The sequence below is a fragment of the Janthinobacterium sp. GMG1 genome (genome assembly GCF_034427795.1).
Lineage (GTDB): Bacteria > Pseudomonadota > Gammaproteobacteria > Burkholderiales > Burkholderiaceae_D > Janthinobacterium.
Genome location: NZ_JAXQNT010000005.1, coordinates 131,570 through 153,313, shown reverse-complemented (window position 1 = coordinate 153,313; position 21,744 = coordinate 131,570). Strand labels below are relative to the sequence as shown.

General features: G+C 60.2%; 20 protein-coding genes and 2 tRNA genes. 8 read left to right on the top strand and 14 right to left on the bottom strand.

Annotated elements, in window-relative coordinates:
- The first annotated feature begins 114 nt into the window (after positions 1-114).
- The 3 genes from SJI03_RS15560 to SJI03_RS15550 all read left to right on the top strand — a co-directional run bounded on the left by SJI03_RS15560 (position 115) and on the right by SJI03_RS15550 (position 2,426).
- Positions 115-351, top strand: coding sequence for a hypothetical protein (locus tag SJI03_RS15560; RefSeq protein ID WP_099378750.1), 237 nt, complete (start codon positions 115-117; stop codon positions 349-351).
- Between the two features lie 189 nt (positions 352-540).
- Positions 541-1,239, top strand: a complete 699-nt coding sequence (locus SJI03_RS15555; RefSeq protein WP_099378749.1) for a YXWGXW repeat-containing protein — start codon at positions 541-543, stop codon at positions 1,237-1,239.
- Positions 1,240-1,397: 158 nt separating this feature from the next.
- Positions 1,398-2,426: a transporter gene (locus SJI03_RS15550; protein ID WP_322427778.1), complete on the top strand. Its 1,029-nt coding sequence runs from the start codon at positions 1,398-1,400 to the stop codon at positions 2,424-2,426.
- Positions 2,427-2,489: 63 nt separating this feature from the next.
- Here SJI03_RS15550 and rnk read toward each other — a convergent pair whose 3' ends face one another.
- Positions 2,490-2,897 (bottom strand): nucleoside diphosphate kinase regulator, encoded by a 408-nt coding sequence (rnk, locus tag SJI03_RS15545; protein WP_162835757.1) that lies wholly within the window; start codon positions 2,895-2,897, stop codon positions 2,490-2,492.
- Between the two features lie 184 nt (positions 2,898-3,081).
- Here rnk and SJI03_RS15540 point away from each other — a divergent pair, with 184 nt between their 5' ends.
- Together SJI03_RS15540 and SJI03_RS15535 are read left to right on the top strand one after the other, a co-directional pair.
- On the top strand, positions 3,082-3,210 hold the full coding sequence (locus SJI03_RS15540) for a hypothetical protein (RefSeq protein ID WP_267891657.1): 129 nt from the start codon (positions 3,082-3,084) through the stop codon (positions 3,208-3,210).
- A 267-nt stretch (positions 3,211-3,477) separates the two neighbouring features.
- On the top strand, positions 3,478-5,370 hold the full coding sequence (locus tag SJI03_RS15535; protein WP_322427776.1) for a putative bifunctional diguanylate cyclase/phosphodiesterase: 1,893 nt from the start codon (positions 3,478-3,480) through the stop codon (positions 5,368-5,370).
- A gap of 49 nt (positions 5,371-5,419) precedes the next feature.
- Here the strand turns inward: SJI03_RS15535 and SJI03_RS15530 are convergent, their stop codons facing one another.
- Positions 5,420-7,108, bottom strand: a complete 1,689-nt coding sequence (locus SJI03_RS15530; protein ID WP_416208753.1) for a peptide chain release factor 3 — start codon at positions 7,106-7,108, stop codon at positions 5,420-5,422.
- A 162-nt stretch (positions 7,109-7,270) separates the two neighbouring features.
- Between SJI03_RS15530 and SJI03_RS15525 the strand changes: the two genes are divergently transcribed.
- Positions 7,271-9,328, top strand: coding sequence for a methyl-accepting chemotaxis protein (locus tag SJI03_RS15525; protein ID WP_322427774.1), 2,058 nt, complete (start codon positions 7,271-7,273; stop codon positions 9,326-9,328).
- Positions 9,329-9,555: 227 nt separating this feature from the next.
- Positions 9,556-10,365, top strand: a complete 810-nt coding sequence (locus SJI03_RS15520; RefSeq protein WP_034783188.1) for a Crp/Fnr family transcriptional regulator — start codon at positions 9,556-9,558, stop codon at positions 10,363-10,365.
- A 64-nt stretch (positions 10,366-10,429) separates the two neighbouring features.
- Here the strand turns inward: SJI03_RS15520 and SJI03_RS15515 are convergent, their stop codons facing one another.
- From SJI03_RS15515 to SJI03_RS15460, 12 genes are all read right to left on the bottom strand, one after another.
- Positions 10,430-11,845 carry a CHASE3 domain-containing protein gene (locus SJI03_RS15515; protein ID WP_099378746.1) on the bottom strand — a complete coding sequence of 472 codons (1,416 nt, stop codon included), beginning with the start codon at positions 11,843-11,845 and terminating at the stop codon, positions 10,430-10,432.
- 144 nt (positions 11,846-11,989) lie between these two features.
- Positions 11,990-12,622 (bottom strand): response regulator transcription factor, encoded by a 633-nt coding sequence (locus SJI03_RS15510; protein ID WP_034783185.1) that lies wholly within the window; start codon positions 12,620-12,622, stop codon positions 11,990-11,992.
- Between the two features lie 200 nt (positions 12,623-12,822).
- Positions 12,823-13,227 (bottom strand): MerR family transcriptional regulator, encoded by a 405-nt coding sequence (locus SJI03_RS15505; protein WP_099378745.1) that lies wholly within the window; start codon positions 13,225-13,227, stop codon positions 12,823-12,825.
- 10 nt (positions 13,228-13,237) lie between these two features.
- On the bottom strand, positions 13,238-13,585 hold the full coding sequence (locus SJI03_RS15500; protein ID WP_010399205.1) for an integration host factor subunit alpha: 348 nt from the start codon (positions 13,583-13,585) through the stop codon (positions 13,238-13,240).
- A gap of 170 nt (positions 13,586-13,755) precedes the next feature.
- Complete coding sequence (pheT, locus tag SJI03_RS15495) at positions 13,756-16,182, bottom strand: phenylalanine--tRNA ligase subunit beta (protein WP_322427771.1); 2,427 nt, start codon at positions 16,180-16,182, stop codon at positions 13,756-13,758.
- A gap of 78 nt (positions 16,183-16,260) precedes the next feature.
- On the bottom strand, positions 16,261-17,277 hold the full coding sequence (pheS, locus tag SJI03_RS15490) for a phenylalanine--tRNA ligase subunit alpha (RefSeq protein ID WP_034751917.1): 1,017 nt from the start codon (positions 17,275-17,277) through the stop codon (positions 16,261-16,263).
- 145 nt (positions 17,278-17,422) lie between these two features.
- Positions 17,423-17,782, bottom strand: a complete 360-nt coding sequence (rplT, locus tag SJI03_RS15485; protein WP_010399214.1) for a 50S ribosomal protein L20 — start codon at positions 17,780-17,782, stop codon at positions 17,423-17,425.
- Between the two features lie 26 nt (positions 17,783-17,808).
- Positions 17,809-18,006 carry a 50S ribosomal protein L35 gene (rpmI, locus tag SJI03_RS15480; RefSeq protein WP_010399216.1) on the bottom strand — a complete coding sequence of 66 codons (198 nt, stop codon included), beginning with the start codon at positions 18,004-18,006 and terminating at the stop codon, positions 17,809-17,811.
- A 228-nt stretch (positions 18,007-18,234) separates the two neighbouring features.
- Positions 18,235-18,795, bottom strand: a complete 561-nt coding sequence (gene infC / locus SJI03_RS15475) for a translation initiation factor IF-3 (protein WP_205711303.1) — start codon at positions 18,793-18,795, stop codon at positions 18,235-18,237.
- A 12-nt stretch (positions 18,796-18,807) separates the two neighbouring features.
- On the bottom strand, positions 18,808-20,715 hold the full coding sequence (gene thrS, locus SJI03_RS15470; RefSeq protein ID WP_322427768.1) for a threonine--tRNA ligase: 1,908 nt from the start codon (positions 20,713-20,715) through the stop codon (positions 18,808-18,810).
- A gap of 211 nt (positions 20,716-20,926) precedes the next feature.
- A tRNA-Val gene (locus SJI03_RS15465) sits at positions 20,927-21,003 on the bottom strand.
- Between the two features lie 62 nt (positions 21,004-21,065).
- Positions 21,066-21,142, bottom strand: a tRNA-Val gene (locus tag SJI03_RS15460).
- Positions 21,143-21,279: 137 nt separating this feature from the next.
- Between SJI03_RS15460 and SJI03_RS15455 the strand changes: the two genes are divergently transcribed.
- Positions 21,280-21,744 (top strand): hypothetical protein, encoded by a 465-nt coding sequence (locus SJI03_RS15455; RefSeq protein ID WP_099378743.1) that lies wholly within the window; start codon positions 21,280-21,282, stop codon positions 21,742-21,744.

Here is a 21,744-nt window from a genome sequence, read left to right as displayed (position 1 = left end):
CGTTTTTTTGCAGGCCATCCCGCCAAAACCACGGCTGGTCGCATCTGCATGGCGCGCCGGCCCGCGCCTGGCTACAGTGCATGCATACCCACCCGCCACCCGAAAGGAAACATCATGAAAACGTTAAAAAACATGGAAGCCATCTTTACCGTCGCCGTTGCCATCGCCTGCGGCGCCAGCTACGTCAGCTTCATGCAGCCATCGGCCGCCAAAGCGGCTGATGTGGCACAAGCGAGTGCCATCCCCGTCGTCGTCGTCAGCGCCAAGCGCATGACGGAACAGGAAAAGAAAATCTCGCTGATCGAGGAACGGCAAGCCTTGCTGGGCAACGCCACCGCCAGCACCCTGTGAGCCACCGATGCTGACACCACGCCGCCTGGCGCCAATTTGAATACCTCCGCGCCAGGCCGCCATTTGTATCCGCCACGGATACACGGACACACAGCATTGTGTCAATTGTAATAAGTTGAATCAAAAGCGATCCGCTCGCCGGCAAGCGCCTATAGTCCATTTCACGCAATCACCGAAATGGAGCACACCATGAAACCCATCACACTCTACGCAGCAGCCATGCTTGCCATCAGCACCGCGGCCTTCCTGCCCGTGCAGGCCATGGCACAGAATCAGCTCGGCGTCAGCATTGTCATCGGCAACGCCCCGCCTCCGCCACGGTTTGAAAGCGTGCCAGCGCCACGCGCCGGCTATGTCTGGGCGCCCGGCTACTGGAACTGGGATGGCCAGCGCCATGTCTGGAACAACGGCGAATGGCTGCGCGAACGGGGTGGCAACCAGTACCGCCGCGCCGCCTGGATACAAGAAAACAACCGCTGGCGCCTGGACCGTGGCGGCTGGGTCGCCGCGCAAGTGCAGCCCGTGCGCTATGACGAGATCCGCATCGCCCCGCCACCGCCGCGCCGCGAAGCCATCCCGCGCGCCCGCCACGGCTACGTCTGGGCGCCCGGCCACTGGGAATGGCGCGGCCAGCGCTACGCCTGGACGCCAGGCATATGGATCGCCGAACGCCCCGGTTACGTGTATGCGCCGCCCGCCTGGAACCAGCGCGATGGCCGCTGGCAGATGGAGCAAGGCCGCTGGTCGCCACGCGGGCCGAACGGTGACCGCGACCGCGACGGCATCCCCAACCGCTATGACCGCGACAATGGCAACCGCCACGACCGCGACGGCGACGGGATTCCGAACCGCGACGACCGCAGGCCCGACAATCCGCGCCGCGACTAGTAACACCTGACCAAACCTGCTGCGCGGCGGTTCTATCAAGCGTTACTGCAAGCGTTACCCACCAAGGCCACCGTTCGCGGTGGCCTTGTCATTTTCCCGACACATCCGTGTATTAAAATCGCGCGACGATCAATCACACTGCGCGAGAAAGATTCACGATGGCGATGGAAACTGCCGGTTTTACCTACGGCTCGGACACCTCGGGCCTGGTCTGGGGCTTCCTGTTTGGCCGCGAGGCGCAGCCGCTGGCGCTCGACTCGACGGCCGCACTGGCCTGGCTGGCCGATGGCGCGGCCAGGCCGGCGCAGGAATTCGTCTGGCTGCATTTCAATTTGTCGCATGCGGCCAGCGAAAAATGGCTGATGACGCACACGCAACTGGCCGACGAATTCTATGAAACCCTGCACCAGGGTTCCCGCTCGACGCGCATCGAACAGGCGGAAAACACCCTGATCGCGGTGGTCAACGATGTGGTGCACAATTTCTCGTTCGAAGCGTCCGACATTTCCACCATGTGGGCCAGCGTGGCGCAAAACCTCGTCATCACGGCGCGCCGCGCGCCGCTGCAGTCGATCGAGCGCCTGCGCCAGGCCGTCATCAAGAACCACGAGCCGATCCGCTCGTCGGTGGAATTGCTGATTCATCTGCTGCGCGACCAGGCCGACGTGCTGGTCAACATCGTGCGCGACGCAGTGGCGCGGGTCGACGATATCGAGGACCACTTGCTGGCCGGGCGCCTGGTGCCGAAACGCGAAGACCTGGGCGCCATGCGGCGCGTGCTGGTGCGGCTGCAGCGCCTGCTGGCGCCGGAACCGGCCGCCCTGTTCCGCCTTCTGCAACGGCCGCCATCGTGGGTATCGGAGCTCGACAGTCTGGAATTGCGCCAGTCGACGGAGGAGTTTTCGGTGGTGCTCAGCGATATGTCGTCCTTGCAGGAACGTATCAAATTACTGCAGGAAGAGATTGCCGCCAGCGTCAACGAGGAAAACAGCCGCAGCCTGTTCGTGCTGACCATCGTCACCGTGCTGGCCTTGCCGATCAATATCATCGCCGGCATGCTGGGCATGAACGTGGGGGGAATTCCGCTGGCCCAGCATCCGCAGGGCTTCTGGATCATCGTCGCCATCATCGTCACGTTCACGGTGGTGGCGGGATGGCTGGTGGTGCGCGTGCAACGCAATAGTTGACTATTGGGAACACGGCCTGGCAGGCGAACGGCAGGCGCCGTCCGCCATCACTGCTTGCCGCGCTTAGCGGTGGTATTCGCCGGCCCGTTCAGGCTGGTAAACGATTTCCTCGATTTTCACCTTCACCACGCCGCCCGGCATGGGCCAGGCGATGCTGTCGCCGACGGACAAGCCCAGCAGCGCGCTGCCGACGGGCGCCAGCACGGAAATGCGGTCGGCCTGGCCTTCCACATCCTTCGGATACACGAGCGTCAGGCAGAATTCTTCCTTGTTTTCCACCGTGAAGCGCACGGTGGAATTCATCGTCACGACGGTCGGGGGAATCTCTTGCGGCTCGAGCACCTCGGCGCGGCCCAGCTCGTCGAGCAAGGCGGCCTTGTCCGGCGACAGATTATTACCCAAGGCATACAACAACGCTTCCAGTCGTTCCAGGTCTTGTGATGACAAAATAATTTTTGGTTTTTTTTCCAAGATATCCTCACTATTGATCATTAGGGCGACGTCCGGTTTTGCTGGCGGCAGCTTGCTTGGCCGCGGCAGACAAAATAAACAGCATCAGAACGTCCATCATCTGAGGATTATGGACGAACTCGTGGAGCAAGGCCATAGCGTTCTCGCATTCTTCATTAAAATTTATTAAAATCAATGACTTGCAATGGACGATACGGAGCAAAAGTTAATCCGTACCAGGATGACTGCAGGCATTGAAGTTATTCTTGATGCTATTTTGTTTACCGTCAGCATGTTTTTAGCGAAAAAAACCGGCGGGCAAAAAAAGGATTAAAATTCAGTGTGGATTATTATTAGAAAAACACGTCCTGCCTTTTCCGCCTGATTTGTCGCCCTGCCTGCTGCCACCGGCCTGTGGCATGCAGACAAAATTGCCGCGCGCCCTGTACTTTCACGCTGCAAAATGACAATATGTCGGCCTTAGCAACACGTTGAGAGTTCCGGCTCACTTCGGTTTTCATCAGACTGGAACGTAAAGTATGGCAGGGCGAGGCGGGATGACACGGGGCGGCGGCAAGCGGGGCCGGCAGGAGAAAGCGTCATGATGACGCCATTGATGCTGCCGTCGGCGCAATTGCGCGGCGACCGGATTGCCAGGCTGAACTTGCTGGCCGCGGCGGCCATGCTGGCCATGGCCAGCCTGCTGCTGGTCCTCTTCCAGTTGTTTTCCCTCCAGGCATCCCTCCAGCGCAACCTGCGCATCCAGGCCGACATGCTGGCGCCCGCCGCCACCCAGGCCATGCGCCAGGACAATCGTCTTGCGGCACAACAACTCCTCGCTTCCCTCGCCGCCGCCCCGCATGTCCGGCAAGCACTACTTTACAGTCCCTATGGCACGCCGTTTGCCCGCTACACGCGCAGCAGCAGCGATGCCGCGCCCATGGCGCCGCGCAACGGCCTGCACCTCGATTACCTGGACGGCAGCGCGGCCATCCTGACGGCCTTGCCCGGCGGCGGCGCGCTGTACCTGCGCGCCAGCCTGGCGCCGCTGTACGCCAGCCTGGCGCAATTTGCCGCCTTTACCCTGCTCGTCTGCCTGTGCGCGTTCGGCCTGACGTACCTGATGGTGCGCCGCACGCGCACGGCCGCCCAGCATGCGGAAAGCCATTTGCACTACCTGGCCCATGTCGACCCGGTCACGCAACTGCCGAACCGCCATGAATTCAACGATGCCCTGGCCTACGCGCTGGCGCGCGCCGACCGCCAGGACAGCAGCGTGGGCCTGCTGCTGCTGGACCTGGACAACTTCAAGATCGTCAACGATACGCTGGGCCACCACTGCGGCGACCAGCTGCTCAAGCTCGTGTCCGAACGCCTGGTGGCCATCCTGCGCGGCACCGACATCATCTGCCGCATCGGCGGCGACGAATTCGTCGTCATCGTCGAACCGGCCGACGACGCCTCGGAAATGGCCAGCGTGGCGCGCAAGATCCTCGCCGTGCTGGCCGCGCCATTCGATCTCGAAGGCCACCAGCTGTATGTCAGCGCCAGCATCGGCGTGAGCCTGTATCCGTTCGACGCGCAGGATGTGGCCACCCTGACGCGCAATGCCGATACGGCCATGTACCACGCCAAGCACCAGGGCAAGAACCGCTACGCCGTCTTCAAGGCGGAAATGGAATTGCGCGCGCAGCGCCGCCTGCGCATGGAAGCGAACCTGCGCCGCGCACTGCAGAACGAGGAACTGTATTTGCACTACCAGCCGCAGATCGACTTGCGCAGCGGGCGCATCGTCGGTGTGGAAGCGCTGATACGCTGGAATTGCCGCGACATGGGCCAGTTGAGCCCCGCCGAATTCATCCCCGTGGCCGAGGAAAGCGGCATCATCGTCGACCTGGGACGCTGGGTGCTGCAAAGCGCCTGCCGCCAGGCCGCCCTGTGGTGCAAGGCGGGCCTGCTCGATTCGCTCGAACACGTGGCCGTCAACCTGTCGGCCTGCCAGGCGCGCGATGCGGGACTGATGGACGATATCCGCGCCATCCTGGATGAAACGCAGCTGCCGCATGGCTTGCTGGAGCTGGAAATCACGGAAGGCGTCCTGATGGACAATGTCCACGCCAACGTGGAACTGATGCGGCGCCTGCAGGAAACGGGCATCCACCTGTCGATCGACGATTTCGGCACCGGCTATTCATCGATGTCGTACCTGAAGCGCCTGCCCATCGACCAGTTGAAAATCGACCGCAGCTTCGTGCACGACCTGCCCGGCGAGGGCGAAGCCATCGTCACGGCCATCATCGCCATGGCGCACAGCCTGCACCTGAAAGTGGTGGCCGAAGGGGTGGAGACCTTGCGGCAGGTGGAGTTTTTGAGAAAAGCCGGCTGCGACAATGCCCAGGGCTTCTTCTTCGCGCGCCCGATGACGGCAGCGCAGTTGACGGCATTGCTGCTGGAACGGCGCGACTGGAGCACGCGCACGATTCTGCCGGCATAAAAAAAGGGCAGAACTGCCTGTTCTGCCCCTGCTACTTACTCCGGATGCATCAGGCCAGCTTGGCCGAATGCTCGCGCGTCGCGTGGAAAGTCAGCTTCGGCCAGCGCTCTTCCGTCAGGCGCAGGTTCACGCCCGACGTGGCCAGGTAAGCCATGTTGCCGGCCGCATCGTAGGCCACGTTGTGGCCCAGCGCGTTCTCGAAATCCTGCAGGATGCGCTTGTCGTCGCAGCTGACCCAGCGGGCGCTGCTGATGCTGGTGCCTTCGAACACGGCGTCGACGCCATATTCGTTGAGCAAACGGCTGGCCACCACCTCGAACTGCAGCACGCCGACGGCGCCCAGTACCAGTTCGCCGCCCTGCACCGGCTTGAAGACCTGCACCGCGCCCTCTTCGCCCAGCTGCTGCAAACCCTTGTGCAGCTGCTTGATTTTCAAGGGATTACGGATGCGCACGGAGCGGAAGAAGTCTGGTGCGAAGTACGGGATGCCCGTAAACGTCAGCATCTCGCCTTCGGAAAAACTGTCGCCGATCTGCATGTTGCCGTGGTTCGGCAAGCCGATGATGTCGCCAGCGTATGCTTCTTCCACCTGTTCGCGCGACGATGCCATGAAGGTCACCACGTTCGACACCTTGATCTCGCGCCCCAGGCGCAAGTGCTTGACCTTCATGCCGCGCTCGAAACGTCCCGAGCACACGCGCAAAAAGGCGATGCGGTCGCGGTGGGCCGGGTCCATGTTCGCCTGGATCTTGAAGACGAAACCGGTAAATGGCTGCTCGGACGGGGCCACCGAACGCACGGTGGCGTCGCGCTCGCGCGGCGCCGGCGCCCAGTCGACCAGCGCGGAGAGAATCTCGCGCACGCCGAAGTTGTTGATGGCCGAACCGAAGAACACGGGCGTCTGTACGCCGGAGAGGAATTCCTCCAGGTTGAACGGATTCGACGCGCCGTGCACCAGTTCCACTTCCATGCGCAGCTGGTCCATCTCCAGCGGGAACATCTCCTGCAGGCGCGGGTTGTCGATGCCCTTGATGATTTCGAATGCGCCATCGGCCTTCTCTTCACCGGCCTTGAACAGCATGATCTCGTCGTTCAGCAGGTGGTACACGCCGCGGAAGTTCTTGCCCATGCCGATAGGCCAGGTGACAGGCGCGCACTGGATCTTCAGCACCGATTCGAGTTCGTCGAGCAGATCCAGCGGATCGCGCGTTTCGCGGTCCATCTTGTTCATGAAAGTGACGATGGGCGTATTGCGCATGCGGCACACGGCCAGCAGCTTGATCGTCTGCGCTTCCACGCCCTTGGCCGCATCGATCACCATCAGCGCCGAGTCGACCGCCGTCAGCACGCGGTAGGTATCTTCCGAGAAGTCCTGGTGGCCCGGGGTGTCGAGCAGGTTGACGACGTGGTCGCGGAATTCGAACTGCATCACCGAGGAAGCGACGGAAATGCCGCGCTGCTTCTCGATCTCCATCCAGTCCGACGTCGCGTGGCGGCCCGATTTGCGGGCCTTGACGGTACCGGCCATCTGGATCGCGCCCGAGAAAAGCAGCAGTTTTTCCGTCAAGGTGGTCTTACCGGCATCCGGGTGGGAAATGATGCCGAAGGTGCGGCGGCGCTGCACTTCGCGCGCGATCACGGCCGGCGCCTTGCTGCTGACGGACGCTGCGGCGATGTCCGCATTGTCGCTGGAATCGGGGGTGTTGATGTCGTTCTCGTTGGCCATATTGGTGACCATAATATGGCCCTCGCAAAAAACCCTCGATTTTACAGAAGGATCGGCCTTCCGTGTGAACTGCTTCACTCTGGCGGCAAGCGAAATCGCCCACTTCATCAAGGGGTCACAATCGGCAGGCAACATTGCACTGCAGAAATGTTGCCACTCTTCCCTGGAAACCCGATGAAAATGCTCCTCACCCCCGCCATCCGACTCATGCAGCGCTTGCGCCTGCTGCCCAAATTCATGCTTGTCTGCCTGGTCTTTTTGCTGCCTCTGGTGCTGGCGACCACCCTGCTGATCTCGGAGCTGGGCAAATCGCTGGCCCAGGCGCAGGATGCGCAGCGGGGCGTCGCCTATGTGCGCCAGTTGCAGGAAGGCACGCGCCTGCTGCAGCAGCGGCGCGGCCTGGAACATTTGCGCCTGAGCGGCAAGGCGGGCATGGACAACACGGCCCTGAATGCACGCATCACGGCCACACTGGCCGCCCTGGCGCGCTTGCCAGCGGGCGCCGGCCTGCCCCAGGCGGCCGAGCTGACGAAGCAGTGGCAAGCCCTGCTGGGCCGCCAGACGGGCCTCGCGGCGCGCGACAGCTACGCGGCACACACGGCGCTGCTGCGCCAGGCGGCCAAACTGGTCCAGCTGGTGGCCGACCGCTCACACCTGAGCCTGGACCCGGACGCGGGCGCCAACCACCTGAGCGCCGTGTTTACCGCCACCCTGCCCGACCTGGCCGAGAGCCTGTCCGACATCGGCGGGCGCGGCGCCGCCTACATCGACACGGGCCTGTTCGAGGCGAATGAAGATCAACTCGTCAACGCCAACGCCCTGATCGCCCGCCACGAACTGGAACGCCTGCCAGCCCGCTTCGACGAAATCATCGCCGCCAAGCCGGCATTGCGCGCCAGCCTGCAGCCGGCCCTGAAAGCCGTGCCGGCCGCGCTGGCCTTCCTCGAACGCACGAAAAACGAAGTGACGAATTCCTACGACCAGACCTCGGGCGCGCAATTCCACGCGGCCGGCATGCAAGCCATCGATGCCCTGCACGCGCTCTCGGGCGCCTCCGCCACCGCCCTGGACGGCTTGCTGGCGCAGCGCATCGCGCGCGACGAGGCGCGCCGCGCCCTGATCCTGGCGGCCATGCTGCTGGTGCTGCTGGCCGCCGCCTACCTGTGCGCAGGCTTTTATGCCGCGTTCGCGCGCGACGTGAAGCAATTGCGCGTGGCCGTCGGCGCGGCGGCGGCGGGCGACCTGTCGCAGCGCATCACCTCGCAGGCGCACGATGAAATCGGCGACCTGGTGCGCGACTTCGGCGCCATGACGCATGGCCTGGCCACCCTGGTGCAGGAAATCCGCGGCGGCGCGGCCGTCATTGCCGCCGCCGGCGCCGATATCGCGCAGGGCAACGCCGCCCTGTCCGGCCATACGGCCACGCAAGCGGACGCGCTGGGCGCCACCGTCGATTCGATGCGCGAGCTGACGGCCACCGTGGGCCGCAACGAAGCCCACGTAGGACAGGGGCGCACCCTGGTGGCATCGGCCGCCGAGGTGGCCCTGCGCGGCGGCGAGACCGTCAGCGCCGTGGTCGAGACCATGGCCTCGATCAAGGCCAGCTCGCACAAGATCGTCGACATCATCGGCGTCATCAACGGCATCGCCTTCCAGACGAATATCCTGGCCCTGAACGCGGCCGTCGAGGCGGCCAGAGCCGGCGAGCAGGGGCGCGGCTTTGCCGTCGTGGCATCCGAGGTGCGCAGCCTGGCGCAGCGCTCCAGCGAGGCGGCGCAGCAAATCAAGCGCCTGATCGGCGATTCCGTGGCCACCGTGGATGCAGGCGGCGACCTGGTCAACGCAGCCGGCAGCACCATGCGGCAAGTCGTCGACGCGGTGCAGCAGGTGTCCGTCGTCATCGGGCGCATCAGCAGCGCCGGCGCCGAGCAGAATGGCGAGATCGCCCGCATCAACCAGGCACTGGCGCAAATCGACGACATGACGCGCCAGAACGCGGGCCTGGTCGACGAAGCGCGCGCCGGTTCGCAGCGCCTGCACCAGGAAGGCGAGGCGCTGACACAAGCCGTCAGCCGCTTCCGCCTGGGGGAACACGAGGCGCCAAACCCGCGCCAGGCAGCGGCCGCGACCACGCGCGACGGCTTGCCCAGCGTGCGTCCGGCCGGCCTGTGGAGCGCCAACAAGCCGCGCGTCATATCACAAAATCGCGCAGAACGGCGCAAGGCTAGCTAGTCAAAAGTGTGCACGTAGGACAAGGACTACAATTTCGCCTCAAAAGAGACTACAAAGTGGCGACTGCTAATCTTATGTTCGCCACTTACATAAGCTTTTAAAGTAGCTACATCGCGATCTGCACCGCGCGGTCGAAAAAAAACGCTGTTCCAAGATGGATGCGGCAACTTTTTTTGACCAGCAACGCGGCAGTCGCACTCCGATGTAAAAAGCCTGTGAGGAATACTATGAGCCATACTCAACTTATCGCCCCGGTCCAGAAGAACCAGTTGCTGCCGCGCGCCATGCCGGCAGCCGGACGGGAAATCAAGCTTGCGTCGCGGGTTAGTCTCAGCAGTGCCCAACAGAATGAATTGCTGGCCGCCCTGCCGCGCGCCGCGCTCGAATCGCTGTTCGAAGACCTGGAACTGGTGGAACTGCCTTTCGGCAAGGAATTGTATGCCTACGGTAACAACCTGGAATACAGCTATTTCCCCACCACCGCCATCATTTCCTTGCTGTATGTAATGGAAGACGGCGCCACGACGGAAATCGCCGTCGTCGGCCATGAAGGCGTGGCCGGTGCCTCGCTGCTGGCAGGCGAACGCGCCATGTGCACGGCTGTCGTGCAAAGCGCCGGCTATGGCTACCGCCTGAAAACGCAAAGCTTGCGCGATGCCTTCAATCAAGGCGGCGCCCTGCCCCAGCTGCTGATGCGCTACACCAACGCCCTGTTTGCGCAAATGGCGCAGAACGCCGTCGGTGGCCGCCACAGCTCGATCGAGCAAAAGCTGTGCCGCTGGCTGCTGGACCGCCTGGACCGTTCGCCATCGAACGAATTGAAAGTCACGCAAGAGCTGATCTCCATCATGCTGGGCGTGCGCCGCGAAAGCATCACGGCCGCCGCCGGCAAGCTGCAGGAAGAAGGCTTGATCCACTATCGCCGCGGCAATATCACAGTGCTGGACCGCGCCGGCCTGGAATGCTATGCGGGCGAGTGCTACAAAGTGGCCAAGACGGAATACGACCGCTTGCTGCGCGACGTATCGCGCTGCTGATCAGGCAAGACAAATAAAAATGGCCGGGCTGCATGCCCGGCCATTTTTTTTGCTTTAACGACAATTACGCTTCGGCATCCGCATCGATGTCTTCCGGTTCCGGCGTCAGCGGCAGCGGAATCACGGCTTCCACGCACGTCCCCTTGCCTTCCGGACCCTGGCGCACGGTGAGGGTGCCGCCCAGCAGCAAGGCCCGCTCGCGCATGCCCAGCAAACCGTGCGACATGGGTTTCTGCAGCGCATCTTCCGTGATGCCGATGCCGTCGTCGATGACGCGCAGCACCAAGCCGTGCTCGTTGCGTTTCAAGGTCACGCTGACCATGCCGGCGCGTGCATATTTCAGGATGTTCGTCAGCGATTCCTGCACGATGCGGAACAGGGCTATCGTCAGGGTGGCTTCGCGGTTGTCGATATTGATGGCCACGTCCGTTTCGCAGCGCACGGAACTCATGCGCGCAAAATCCTCGCAATAGCTTTCGATGGCGGCACACAGGCCCAGATTGTCCAGCAGGCTCGGGCGCAGGTCTTCGACGATGCGGCGCTTCAGTTCCACCGTTTCCAGCAAGGTCGCCTTGGCGCGGCGCAATTGCGCAGCCAGTTCCGGCTGCGTGTGCGCCAGTTGCTGGGTGACGGCGCCCAGATCCATGCTGATCGAAGTCAGGTTGGCGCCCAGCTCATCGTGCAGTTCGCGCGCCAGGCGCGCCTTTTCCACTTCATTGACGCTGATCAAATGGCGCGACAGCACGGATAACTGCTCCGTGCGCTTGCTGACCGTCGATTCCAGGTTGTCATTGGCATTTTGCAATGCATACTCGACGGCCGCGCGGTTCTGGAAGCTGCGCCGCACCAGCTGGTAAAACATGATCAGCACGAGGATGGCCAGGGCATTGATGCCGATGCCGAGCAGCACGGCTTTCTGGTATTCATGATAAAAGGCGGCGCTGCCGGACGACAGCGCTTCATTCTGCTCGCGCGTCATGATCACCACCTGCAGGCGGATCTCGTCCATGGTGGCGCGGTCATCGGTCACGCGGGAAATATTGACGATCTCGGCCAATCCGCCCTGCTTGTAGACGTCGATCGACTGTTGCAACATCGACATCTTGCGGCGGATCAAGCTTTTCAGCTGGCCCAGGTTTTTCAGCTGGGTGGGACTGCCCGCGAGCAAGGTTTGCAGCTCGTTGAATTCGTTTTCAATTTCGGTGGTGGCCGTCTTCGACGGCCCCAGATAGGTTTCGGAGCCGGAAATGAAATAGCCGCGCAAGCTGCTTTCCGCATCGAGCACGAGCACGTTCAAATACTGCAGGCGGTCCGCCACGCGGGCGCTCTGGCTGAGCAAGGCGTTCGTGCCCTTCAGCGACTGCAGGTTGTGATAGAGACTGAAACCATTGAGTACAAGCAGCAAGGCGCAAGTCACGCACAGGATCGTCTTGTAGAGGGGCAGGCGGTGATTCGGGGCCGGTTCAGCGGTGAAATACATCCTGATGTGCATCCTTAGCAAGGTTCGGCGCGGGAGAAAACGCCGGCGCCGGCCAATTATAGTCCTCGCCACAAACTGCTGCACTGCACAAGTCGTGCTGGCTGGCTGGCTGAGCGATCATGTTTCCATGATCGCACCGCAGCGCTAGTCAAGCAAATTGTTTTTCATTGCGTAATAGGTCAAGTCGCTGTTGGATTGCAAGCCCATTTTTTCCATGATGCGCGTACGGTAAGTACTCACCGTCTTGATGCTCAGCGACAAGGCGACACCGATATCGGACACGGTGGCGCCGCGCGCCAGGCGCAGGAAGACCTGGAACTCGCGGTCCGATAATTCCGTATGCAGGGCGGCATTCGTATCGCGGTCGAACGATTGCGCCAGCAATTCACCGACGGTGGAACTGACATAGCGGCGTCCCTGGAATACGGTGCGCACGGCCGTCATCAGCTCATCGGCTTCGCATTCCTTGTTCAGATAGCCATTCGCGCCCATCTTGAACAGGTTCAGCGCGTATTGCTGCGCAGGATAGCCGCTGAGGATCAGCACGGGCAATTCCGGCTGGCCCTGGCGGATCGTGCGCAAGGTATCGATGCCGCTCTGATCGGGCATGGCGATATCGAGCAGCAACACGTCACATATTTCGCGGCGGGCGATATCGAGCGCTTCGCGCCCGGTACCGGCTTCCGCCACCACACTGAAGTCGCTTGACGACGAAAAAATCTGTTTGAATCCAGCTCTTACTATTTGGTGATCATCACAAATGGCAACGCGTATCATTGTTTCCCCTTAAATTTTCCTGGCCTGGGAAAGACTACCGGAACCTGAACGCTGCTCCGGTTCAGCGTCACTAACAAAAACGCAACATTAACATTATATTCAAAATATGGCGCGCCGTACGTTACCGGCTGCGTCAAGGCAGCAAGCCCATGCAGTATAGTCACCGGTACCGGACAACCCCACCTATATTGGTACAAATCTTATTTTAGCAAGTTTAAAATCGCAATTAATTCATTGCGTATCCACGCGCGGTCCAGCGGCGCTTCCTGCGGCACGACAGGCATGGCCGGCAGCACAGGCAGCTCGTCAACGATGGCATGCGAGGCGCCACGGCTGTCGAGCTTGTTGCGCGCGCCGCTGATGGTAAAGCCCTGCTCGTACAGCAATTCGCGGATGCGGCGTATCAGCAGCACCTCGTGGTGCTGATAATAGCGGCGGTTACCACGTCGTTTGACCGGCTTGAGCTGGGAAAACTCCTGCTCCCAGTAGCGCAATACATGCGGTTTGACGCCGCACAACTCGCTCACCTCGCCGATCGTGAAATAGCGTTTCGCCGGAATGGGCGGCAAGGCGATCAACTCGGTTTTACTGATGCGCTCGTTCATCGCCACTCACTCAGGCAGCACGTGCCAGCGGACTGGTCTCTTCGACCATGCTTTTCAGCTTCTGGCTCGCATGAAAGGTCACGACACGGCGTGCCGTGATGGGAATCTCTTCGCCCGTCTTCGGATTGCGGCCCGGCCGTTGCGGCTTGTCGCGCAACTGGAAGTTGCCGAAACCGGACAGCTTGACGGCCTCGCCCCGTTCGAGCGCGTTGCGGATCTCGTCGAAAAAGGTCTCGACCATATCCTTCGCTTCGCGCTTGTTCAGGCCCACTTGCTCGAACAACAGTTCGGCCAGCTCTGCCTTGGTCAAGGTGGGTAAATCTTTTTCCGCTTCCTGGCGCACCTTGGCAACCAGCATGGCCCGATGCAGATCGGCAGCCAGTGCGGATTGCAGTACGGCGGAATCAACGTCGCTGTTATTAATTTTCCTGCCCTGCCTTTTCTGTGCGCCCGAACCCGCCACATGGCAGGCTCGTCTACGGTTGACGACGGAAAGGCCGTCACGCTAGGCGACGGCCAGTCCGGTAATTACGAACGCAGTTTCGCGTCGTGGCCCTGCTTGGCGGCATCGATCAGGACAGCCATCAGGCCATCGACGACATCGTCTTGCAGGGTGTTTTGAGTATCTTGCAAGCTAATCCGGAAAGCAAGGCTTTTTTCATCCGCTTCCAGCCCTTTTCCACGATATTCATCAAATAAAACAATGGCTTGCACGATACGCGCTGCCGGGCTCGACTTGGCCGCGGCGTGGAAGCTGTCGAGCAGATCCTGCACGGCTACCGATTGCTTGACGACGACGGCCAGATCGCGGCTGGCGCCAGGGAATTTCGAGATTTCCTGGTACACCGGCACGCCTCGTTGCGTCAGGGCAGCGGCGTCGACTTCGAACAGCACGGGCGCCAGCGGCAAGTCGTACTTTTGCATCCAGCGCGGGTGCAATTCGCCGATGAAACCGATGACCTTGCCATCAAGCTCCACGTTGGCCGAACGGCCCGGATGCAGGGCCGGATGTTCCGCCTTGGTGAAACGCAAGACCAGCGGCGCGAACAGCGCTTCCAGGTCCGCCTTCACGTCGAAGAAGTCGACCGTGCGTGCAGCCTGGCCCCACTGCTCGTCGGCCACCGCGCCGTAGGCCATCGCGGCCACGCGCTTCGGCTGGGCGTAGCCAGCCACCGACAGGGGACCGTTTTCCACGCTGTCGTCGCGCTGGTAGATGGCGCCCACTTCGAAGATACGCACGCGGTTCGTCTTGCGGTTCAGGTTATAGCGCACATTGGCGATCAGGCTGCCGATCAGCGAGGAACGCATCACGCTCATCTGGCTGGCGATCGGGTTCTGCAATTTGATCGGATTCGCGTTGCCCGAGAAATCGCGCTCCCATGCCGTATCGACAAAGCTCATGTTAACCACTTCCTGGAAGCCCAGGTCGGCCAGCTCATGACGTACCGCAAACAAGGAGCGGGTATTTTCTGGTGCAATCTGCATCACGTTCGCTGCCACGGGCGGCAAGGTCGGGATGTTTTCAAAACCGTACACGCGCGCCACTTCCTCGATCAAGTCTTCCTCGATCTCGATGTCGAAACGGTAGCTGGGCGACGTCACGGAAAACACGCCATCAAGCAAAGTGAATGGCAGGGCCAGGCGCGTGAAGATATCGGCGATCAGCTCATCATTGAGCGGCACGCCGATGACTTTCTGCGCGCGCGCCGTGCGCATCGACACGGGCTGGCGTTGCGGCAGGTTCACCACGTGGTCGTCGACGGGGCCGACGGTGGTCGCTGGCGTGCCGCAGATTTCCACGATCAGGGCCGTGATGCGCTCGATGTGCTCGACGTTGGTGGCGAAATCGACGCCGCGCTCGAAGCGGTGCGCCGCATCGGTCGAGAAATTCAAGCGGCGCGCGCGGCCTTGAATCGCGTTCGGCCACCAGAAGGCCGCTTCCAGGTAGATGCTGTCCGTATCGTCCGACACCGAGCTGGCGTCGCCGCCCATGATACCGGCCAGCGATTCGATTTCCTGCTCGTCGGCAATGACGCCGATCCACTCGTCGACGGCGATGGTGTTGCCATTCAACAGCTTGACGGATTCGCCAGCCTTGCCCCAACGCACGTCGAGGCTGCCGTGAATCTTGGCCAGGTCAAACACGTGGCTAGGACGGCCCAGTTCCAGCATGACATAGTTGGAAATATCGACCAGGGCCGACAGCGGACGCTGGCCGCTGCGCTCGAGGCGCTGCTTCATCCAGTCCGGCGTGGCTGCCTTGGCGTTCAAGCCGCGGATGACACGGCCCGTGAAACGGCCGCACAGGTCCGGCGCGCTGACTTTCACGGGCAGGATTTCATCGCTGGAAACCGGCACGGTACGGAATTGCGGCACATTCAGGGGCACGCCCGTCAAGGCCGACACTTCGCGCGCGACACCCAGCACGGACAGGCAGTCCGCCTTGTTCGGCGTCAACTTGATGGTGAATTTCAAGTCGTTGAGCGCAAAGTAATCGCGGAAATTCTGGCCGATCGGCGCGTCGTCCGGCAATTCCATCAGGCCGGCGTTTTCTTCCGACAATTTCAATTCGCGCGCGGAGCACAGCATGCCTTGCGACTCGACGCCGCGCAGCTGGCCCACCTTGATTTCAAACGGCTTGCCATCGGCGCCAGGCGGCAGCACGGCGCCCGCCATCGCGCAGACGACTTTCAAGCCCGGGCGCACGTTCGGTGCGCCGCAAACGATGTTAAGCATGGTGCCCGTGCCGACATCGACCTGGCACACATTCAGGCGGTCCGCATTCGGATGTTTTTCCATCTCCAGGACCAGGCCCACCACCACGTTCGAGAACGGCGGGGCGACAGGATCGACGTCCTCGACTTCGAGACCGGACATGGTCAGCAGATGGGCCAGTTCGTCCGAAGTCATCTTCGGATCGACCATGGTACGGAGCCAGTTTTCGGAAAATTGCATAATCAAGCCTTCAAAGGGTCAAAGCTCACAGCGCGAGCGCACAGGCGCTCAAGCGCCATGAATCAAACGGAACAATGCTTAGTTGAACTGCTTCAGGAAACGCAAGTCGCCTTCATAAAACAGGCGCAGGTCGTTGATGCCGTAGCGCAGCATCGTCAAGCGTTCCAGGCCGGAGCCGAAAGCAAAACCGATGAATTTCTCGGGATCGAGGCCGAAGTTTTTCACCACGGTCGGATGCACCTGGCCGGCGCCCGACACTTCCAGCCAACGGCCTTTCAAGGGGCCGGAGCCAAAGGCGATGTCGATCTCGGCCGACGGTTCCGTGAACGGGAAGTAAGACGGGCGGAAGCGCACCTGCAGGTCGTCCGTTTCAAAGAAGGCCTTGACGAAATTCAGGTACACGCCCTTCAGGTCGGCAAAGCTGATGTCTTCGGCGATCCACAGGCCTTCGACCTGGTGGAACATCGGCGAATGGGTGGCGTCGCTGTCGACGCGGTAGGTGCGGCCCGGTGCGATGACCTTGATCGGCGGCGTGTGCGTGCGTGCATAGCGCACCTGCATCGGGCTCGTGTGCGTACGCAGCAGCAAGGGCTTGCCATCGGTGTCATTGCCATCGATGTAGAAGGTGTCTTGCATGGAACGGGCTGGGTGGTTTTCCGGGCTGTTGAGCGCCGTGAAGTTGGTCCAGTCGTTTTCGATTTCGGGGCCGTCGGCCACGTCGAAACCGATGGAACGGAAGATTTCCTCGACACGTTCCCACGTGCGCATCACGGGATGGATGCCGCCGGGCATGCGGCCACGGCCTGGCAGGGTCACGTCGATCGCTTCGGCGTTCAGACGACCTTGCATCTGGGCATCGGCCAATGCATCACGGCGCGCCGTCAGCGCGTCTTCGATCTGCACTTTGACGGCGTTGATCAGGGCGCCTTGCGCCTTGCGCGCGTCCGGATCCAGTTTGCCCAGGCCCTTCATCATTTCAGTAATCTGGCCAGTCTTGCCCAGGTAGCGGGCTTTGGCGTTTTCAAGTGCGGCAGCGTCTGCGGCGGCGATAAAGTCAGCCTGGGCCGAGACGACGAGTTCTTCTAGGGAGTTCATGCGGCTTTTCCTGTTTTGGAAATCAATCCTGGATTTAGTAATCTAGAACCCAACAATCAAAAACGGAAACGGGGCATAAGGTTCACACCCCTGCCCCGCTCTTTATAACGTCACCCTACGGATGACGTTGTGCAATCACCGATGCTTACGCAGCGATTTTTGCTTTAACTGCGTTGACAATCGCAGCGAATGCTGGCTTGTCCATCACAGCCATATCGGCCAGGACTTTACGGTCCAGTTCGATATTTGCTTTTTTCAAGCCGTTCATGAATACGCTGTACGTTACGCCATGCTCACGGGAAGCGGCGTTGATACGGGCGATCCACAGGCGGCGGAAAACGCGCTTCTTGTTGCGGCGATCGCGGTAAGCGTATTGGCCAGCGCGCATAACTGCTTGCTTGGCAACACGGTATACACGGCTGCGGCGACCACGGTAGCCTTTAGCTTGAACAAGAATCTTTTTATGACGGGCACGAGCTGTAACCCCACGTTTTACTCTAGGCATAGTAACTCCTTATATTGAGTGTGAGATTAAGCAGTCGGCATCATGCGGTAGACGGATTTCACGTCAGACGCAGCGACATTGGTGGTACCGCGCAGAGCGCGTTTCAGCTTGGTGGTTTTCTTGGTCAAGATGTGGCGTTTGAACGCATGACCACATTTAACAGTACCACCCGGACGCACGCGAAAACGTTTTTTCGCAGAGCTTTTGGTCTTCATTTTAGGCATAGCAATCTGTCCTCTTACGGACAGCTCCATTTATAACAGGATTGCAGGTGGCAACACGACGCTGCGCTTAGATGCCTGCTTTCACATGTTGTGCAGCGGATGCGAGTCCACTACAGTTCACGCGGCCCGGGCATTACTGACCGGGCCGCGCAAAATTCTGCCTGGAATCTGGTGTCGTACCAATGCTGGCACAAACCACGTCGATCCACAGTAAAACGCTATTGTAGCTTACTTCTTCTTCTTAGGCGAAAGAACCATGATCATTTGGCGGCCTTCCATCTTCGGGAACTGCTCGACCTGGCCATACGGCTCCAGATCGGCTTTCAGACGTTCCAGCATGCGGAAGCCAATATCCTGATGCGCCATCTCACGACCGCGGAAACGCAAGGTGATCTTGGTTTTATCGCCATCTTCGAGGAACTTGATGAGATTACGCAACTTGATATTGTAGTCACCATCATCAGTCCCCGGACGGAATTTGACTTCCTTCACGAGGATGATCTTTTGCTTCAATTTGGCTTCGTGAGCTTTCTTTTGCTCCGAATACTTAAATTTGCCGTAGTCCATCAAACGGCACACCGGTGGCTGCGCGGTAGGCGCAATTTCCACCAGGTCGACGTTTGCCTCTTCCGCCAGGCGGAAGGCTTCAGCCAAACTTACGATACCGAGTGGCTCGTTATCGACCCCGCTTAAACGCATTTCAGGGGCAGTGATTTCGCCATTGATGCGATGTGACTTGTCAGTAGCTATTGTAATTTCCTTTAAAAATCTTGTAAGACGGTCGTGCAGCGAGTTTCCTCGTCAGGCCTTGGTGTCGACTTCATGTTTGAGTCGCTCAATCAGGGCATCGACGGACATGACGCCCAGATCGATATTGCCCCGCGCCCGCACGGCCACTGTATTCGCATCCCGCTCTTTGTCGCCAATTACTAAGATGTAAGGCAATTTTTGTACGGAATGTTCACGTATTTTATAGGTAATCTTCTCGTTACGCAAATCAGCCTGTACGCGCAGCCCCGCTTTGCGCAGTTTTGTTGTAACTTCCTGTACATAGTCGGCTTGAGCGTCGGAAATATTCAACACCGACACTTGCACCGGCGACAACCACAAGGGCATGGCACCCGCATAGTGTTCGATCAGGATGCCAATGAAACGTTCCAGCGAACCGACGATCGCGCGGTGCAGCATGATCGGCACCTGGCGCGTGTTGTCCACGGCTACGTATTCGGCACCCAGGCGGCCCGGCATCGACGGGTCGATCTGCACGGTACCCACTTGCCATGCGCGGCCCAGGCTGTCCTTCAGGTGATACTCGATCTTCGGACCGTAGAACGCACCCTCGCCCGGCAATTCCGTCCATTCCACGCCACAAGCGCGCAAGGCCGAACGCAGGGATTCCTCGGCGAAATCCCACGACTCTTCCGTGCCGATGCGGTTATCCGGACGCAAGGCCAGTTTCACATCGATATTCGTGAAGCCGAAAGCCGTGTACACATCCATCGCCTGCTGGTGGAAGGCCGTCACTTCGCCGGCAATCTGCTCTTCCAGGCAGAAAATGTGGCCATCATCCTGTGTAAAGCCGCGCACGCGCATCATGCCGTGCAAGGCGCCCGACGGCTCATTGCGGTGGCACTGGCCGAATTCGCCGTAGCGCAGTGGCAAGTCACGGTAGCTGCGCATGCCATTGTTGAAAATCTGGATATGGCCAGGGCAATTCATCGGTTTCAGCGCATAGGCGCGGTTTTCCGATTCCGTGATGAACATGTTTTCACGGTAATTGTCCCAGTGACCGGTTTTTTCCCACAGGCCACGATCGAGAATTTGCGGCGCCTTGACTTCCTGGTAGCCGTTGACCTGGTACACATTACGCATGTATTGCTCGACTTGCTGCCAGATCGACCAGCCTTTCGGATGCCAGAAGATCAGGCCTGGCGCTTCTTCCTGGAAATGGAAGAAATCGAGCTGCTTGCCCAATTTGCGGTGATCGCGCTTTTCCGCCTCTTCCAGATTGTGCAAGTACAGCTCCTGGTCTTCCTTCTTGGCCCAGGCCGTGCCATAGATGCGCTGCAACATCTCGTTTTTCGAGTCGCCGCGCCAGTAGGCGCCAGCCAGCTTCATCAGCTTGAACACTTTCAGTTTGCCCGTCGATGGCACGTGGGGGCCGCGGCACAAGTCCGTGAACTTGCCTTCGGAATACAGCGACACTTCCTGGTCGGCCGGGATCGAGCCGATCAGCTCCGCCTTGTACGCCTCGCCAATGCCCTTGAAGTATTCGATGGCTTCGTCGCGCGCGACCACCTTGCGCGTGACTTGCTCATCTTTCTTGGCCAGTTCCGCCATTTTCTTTTCGATCGCCGTCAAATCTTCGGGCGTGAACGGACGCTTGTAGGCGAAATCATAGTAAAAGCCGTTATCGATCACGGGACCGATGGTCACTTGCGCGTCAGGGAATAATTCCTTGACGGCATACGCCAGCAAGTGGGCCGTCGAGTGGCGGATCACTTCCAGGCCATCGGCGTCCTTGTCCGTCACAATCGCCAGTTCCGCGTCTTGCTCGATCAGATAGGAGGTGTCGACCAGTTTACCGTCGACCTTGCCGGCCAGGGCAGCCTTGGCCAGGCCGGCACCAATATTGGCCGCAACCTGGGCCACGGTGACCGGGCCGTCAAATTGACGGGCGGAACCATCGGGAAGTCGGATTGTAAGCATATTGATCTCCATATCGGCGCTGGCGCCAGGTAAAACTGCGATGTGATGGGTAAAATAACTGAAAGGAAAACGCAGACGCAAAAAAACGCGGACTAGCCGCGTTTTTCACTTTCTTGAGACAAAGGAAACCCGTTCGACTAGCGTCACTCCCAAAGCTTGGTAGTAGTTCGCGGTGTCATAACCGGTTTACCCTTTCTCTCTAACTGCATTCTGGTGGGCGGTGAGGAATTCGAATCCCCGACCCCTTGGATGTCGACCAAGTATTCTAACCAGCTGAACTAACCGCCCGTAAAACTTTTTATCGATTACTGCATCAGCAATCGTCTTGAAAACCATCTACTGCTAAATTCTGGTGGGCGGTGAGGAATTCGAATCCCCGACCCCTTGGATGTCGACCAAGTATTCTAACCAGCTGAACTAACCGCCCCGAAGACCAGCATTATAGAGAGGCTTTCCCAGAATGACAAGGGCTGTTTTACAGGAAACTTTAATCATTTCTCCGGGCGTCAGCACCCTTTATATAGACACGGCCCGGTGCACGCGGAATGCCGCTAGAATCGCGGCATGAACTCCACCCTATTAGCCTGGCTGAAAACCCTGAGCCGCATCTGCGGTTTTGAAACGGCCGACTCCTTCCCGCCCGGCCACCCGCACGCGCGCACGCGCTGGGAAGCCGCATATTTCGATATCGCCTCCGACGTGAAGCCCGACGAGATCGAACGGCGCATCTGCGCGGCCATCGCCAACACGCCAAGCGTCTTCGCCTACATCACCAATCCCACGCCGCGCATGCAGCGCGCACTGCTGAACGTGATCCATGACCGTCTGCGGCGCCAGCCCGGCGCGGGCGCCACGGATCTGGTCTTGTTATTGATCAATGCCTACGCCAGCGACCACATCACGGAAGTCGTGCCCGGCCTGCGCACCCTGATCTACAACACGGAACATGAAGAGACGAATCTGCGCGTGCATGCCATCCTGGAGTTACTGGTCGGCACGCCGCGTGGACTCGACGTCATCGATATGTAG

Bases quoted from the DNA above. Each gene is read 5' to 3' on its own strand.
- SJI03_RS15535 (WP_322427776.1), top strand. From the start codon at position 3,478: ATGATGACGCCATTGATGCTGCCGTCGGCGCAATTGCGCGGCGACCGG.
- pheS (WP_034751917.1), bottom strand. From the start codon at position 17,277: ATGAACTCCCTAGAAGAACTCGTCGTCTCGGCCCAGGCTGACTTTATC.
- SJI03_RS15525 (WP_322427774.1), top strand. From the start codon at position 7,271: ATGAAAATGCTCCTCACCCCCGCCATCCGACTCATGCAGCGCTTGCGC.
- SJI03_RS15510 (WP_034783185.1), bottom strand. From the start codon at position 12,622: ATGATACGCGTTGCCATTTGTGATGATCACCAAATAGTAAGAGCTGGA.
- SJI03_RS15530 (WP_416208753.1), bottom strand. From the start codon at position 7,108: ATGGTCACCAATATGGCCAACGAGAACGACATCAACACCCCCGATTCC.
- SJI03_RS15540 (WP_267891657.1), top strand. From the start codon at position 3,082: ATGGACGATACGGAGCAAAAGTTAATCCGTACCAGGATGACTGCAGGC.
- pheT (WP_322427771.1), bottom strand. From the start codon at position 16,182: ATGCAATTTTCCGAAAACTGGCTCCGTACCATGGTCGATCCGAAGATG.
- SJI03_RS15560 (WP_099378750.1), top strand. From the start codon at position 115: ATGAAAACGTTAAAAAACATGGAAGCCATCTTTACCGTCGCCGTTGCC.
- SJI03_RS15520 (WP_034783188.1), top strand. From the start codon at position 9,556: ATGAGCCATACTCAACTTATCGCCCCGGTCCAGAAGAACCAGTTGCTG.
- SJI03_RS15500 (WP_010399205.1), bottom strand. From the start codon at position 13,585: ATGCTGGTTGCCAAGGTGCGCCAGGAAGCGGAAAAAGATTTACCCACC.
- rpmI (WP_010399216.1), bottom strand. From the start codon at position 18,006: ATGCCTAAAATGAAGACCAAAAGCTCTGCGAAAAAACGTTTTCGCGTG.
- SJI03_RS15505 (WP_099378745.1), bottom strand. From the start codon at position 13,227: ATGAACGAGCGCATCAGTAAAACCGAGTTGATCGCCTTGCCGCCCATT.
- SJI03_RS15555 (WP_099378749.1), top strand. From the start codon at position 541: ATGAAACCCATCACACTCTACGCAGCAGCCATGCTTGCCATCAGCACC.
- rplT (WP_010399214.1), bottom strand. From the start codon at position 17,782: ATGCCTAGAGTAAAACGTGGGGTTACAGCTCGTGCCCGTCATAAAAAG.
- SJI03_RS15455 (WP_099378743.1), top strand. From the start codon at position 21,280: ATGAACTCCACCCTATTAGCCTGGCTGAAAACCCTGAGCCGCATCTGC.
- thrS (WP_322427768.1), bottom strand. From the start codon at position 20,715: ATGCTTACAATCCGACTTCCCGATGGTTCCGCCCGTCAATTTGACGGC.
- SJI03_RS15515 (WP_099378746.1), bottom strand. From the start codon at position 11,845: ATGTATTTCACCGCTGAACCGGCCCCGAATCACCGCCTGCCCCTCTAC.
- SJI03_RS15550 (WP_322427778.1), top strand. From the start codon at position 1,398: ATGGCGATGGAAACTGCCGGTTTTACCTACGGCTCGGACACCTCGGGC.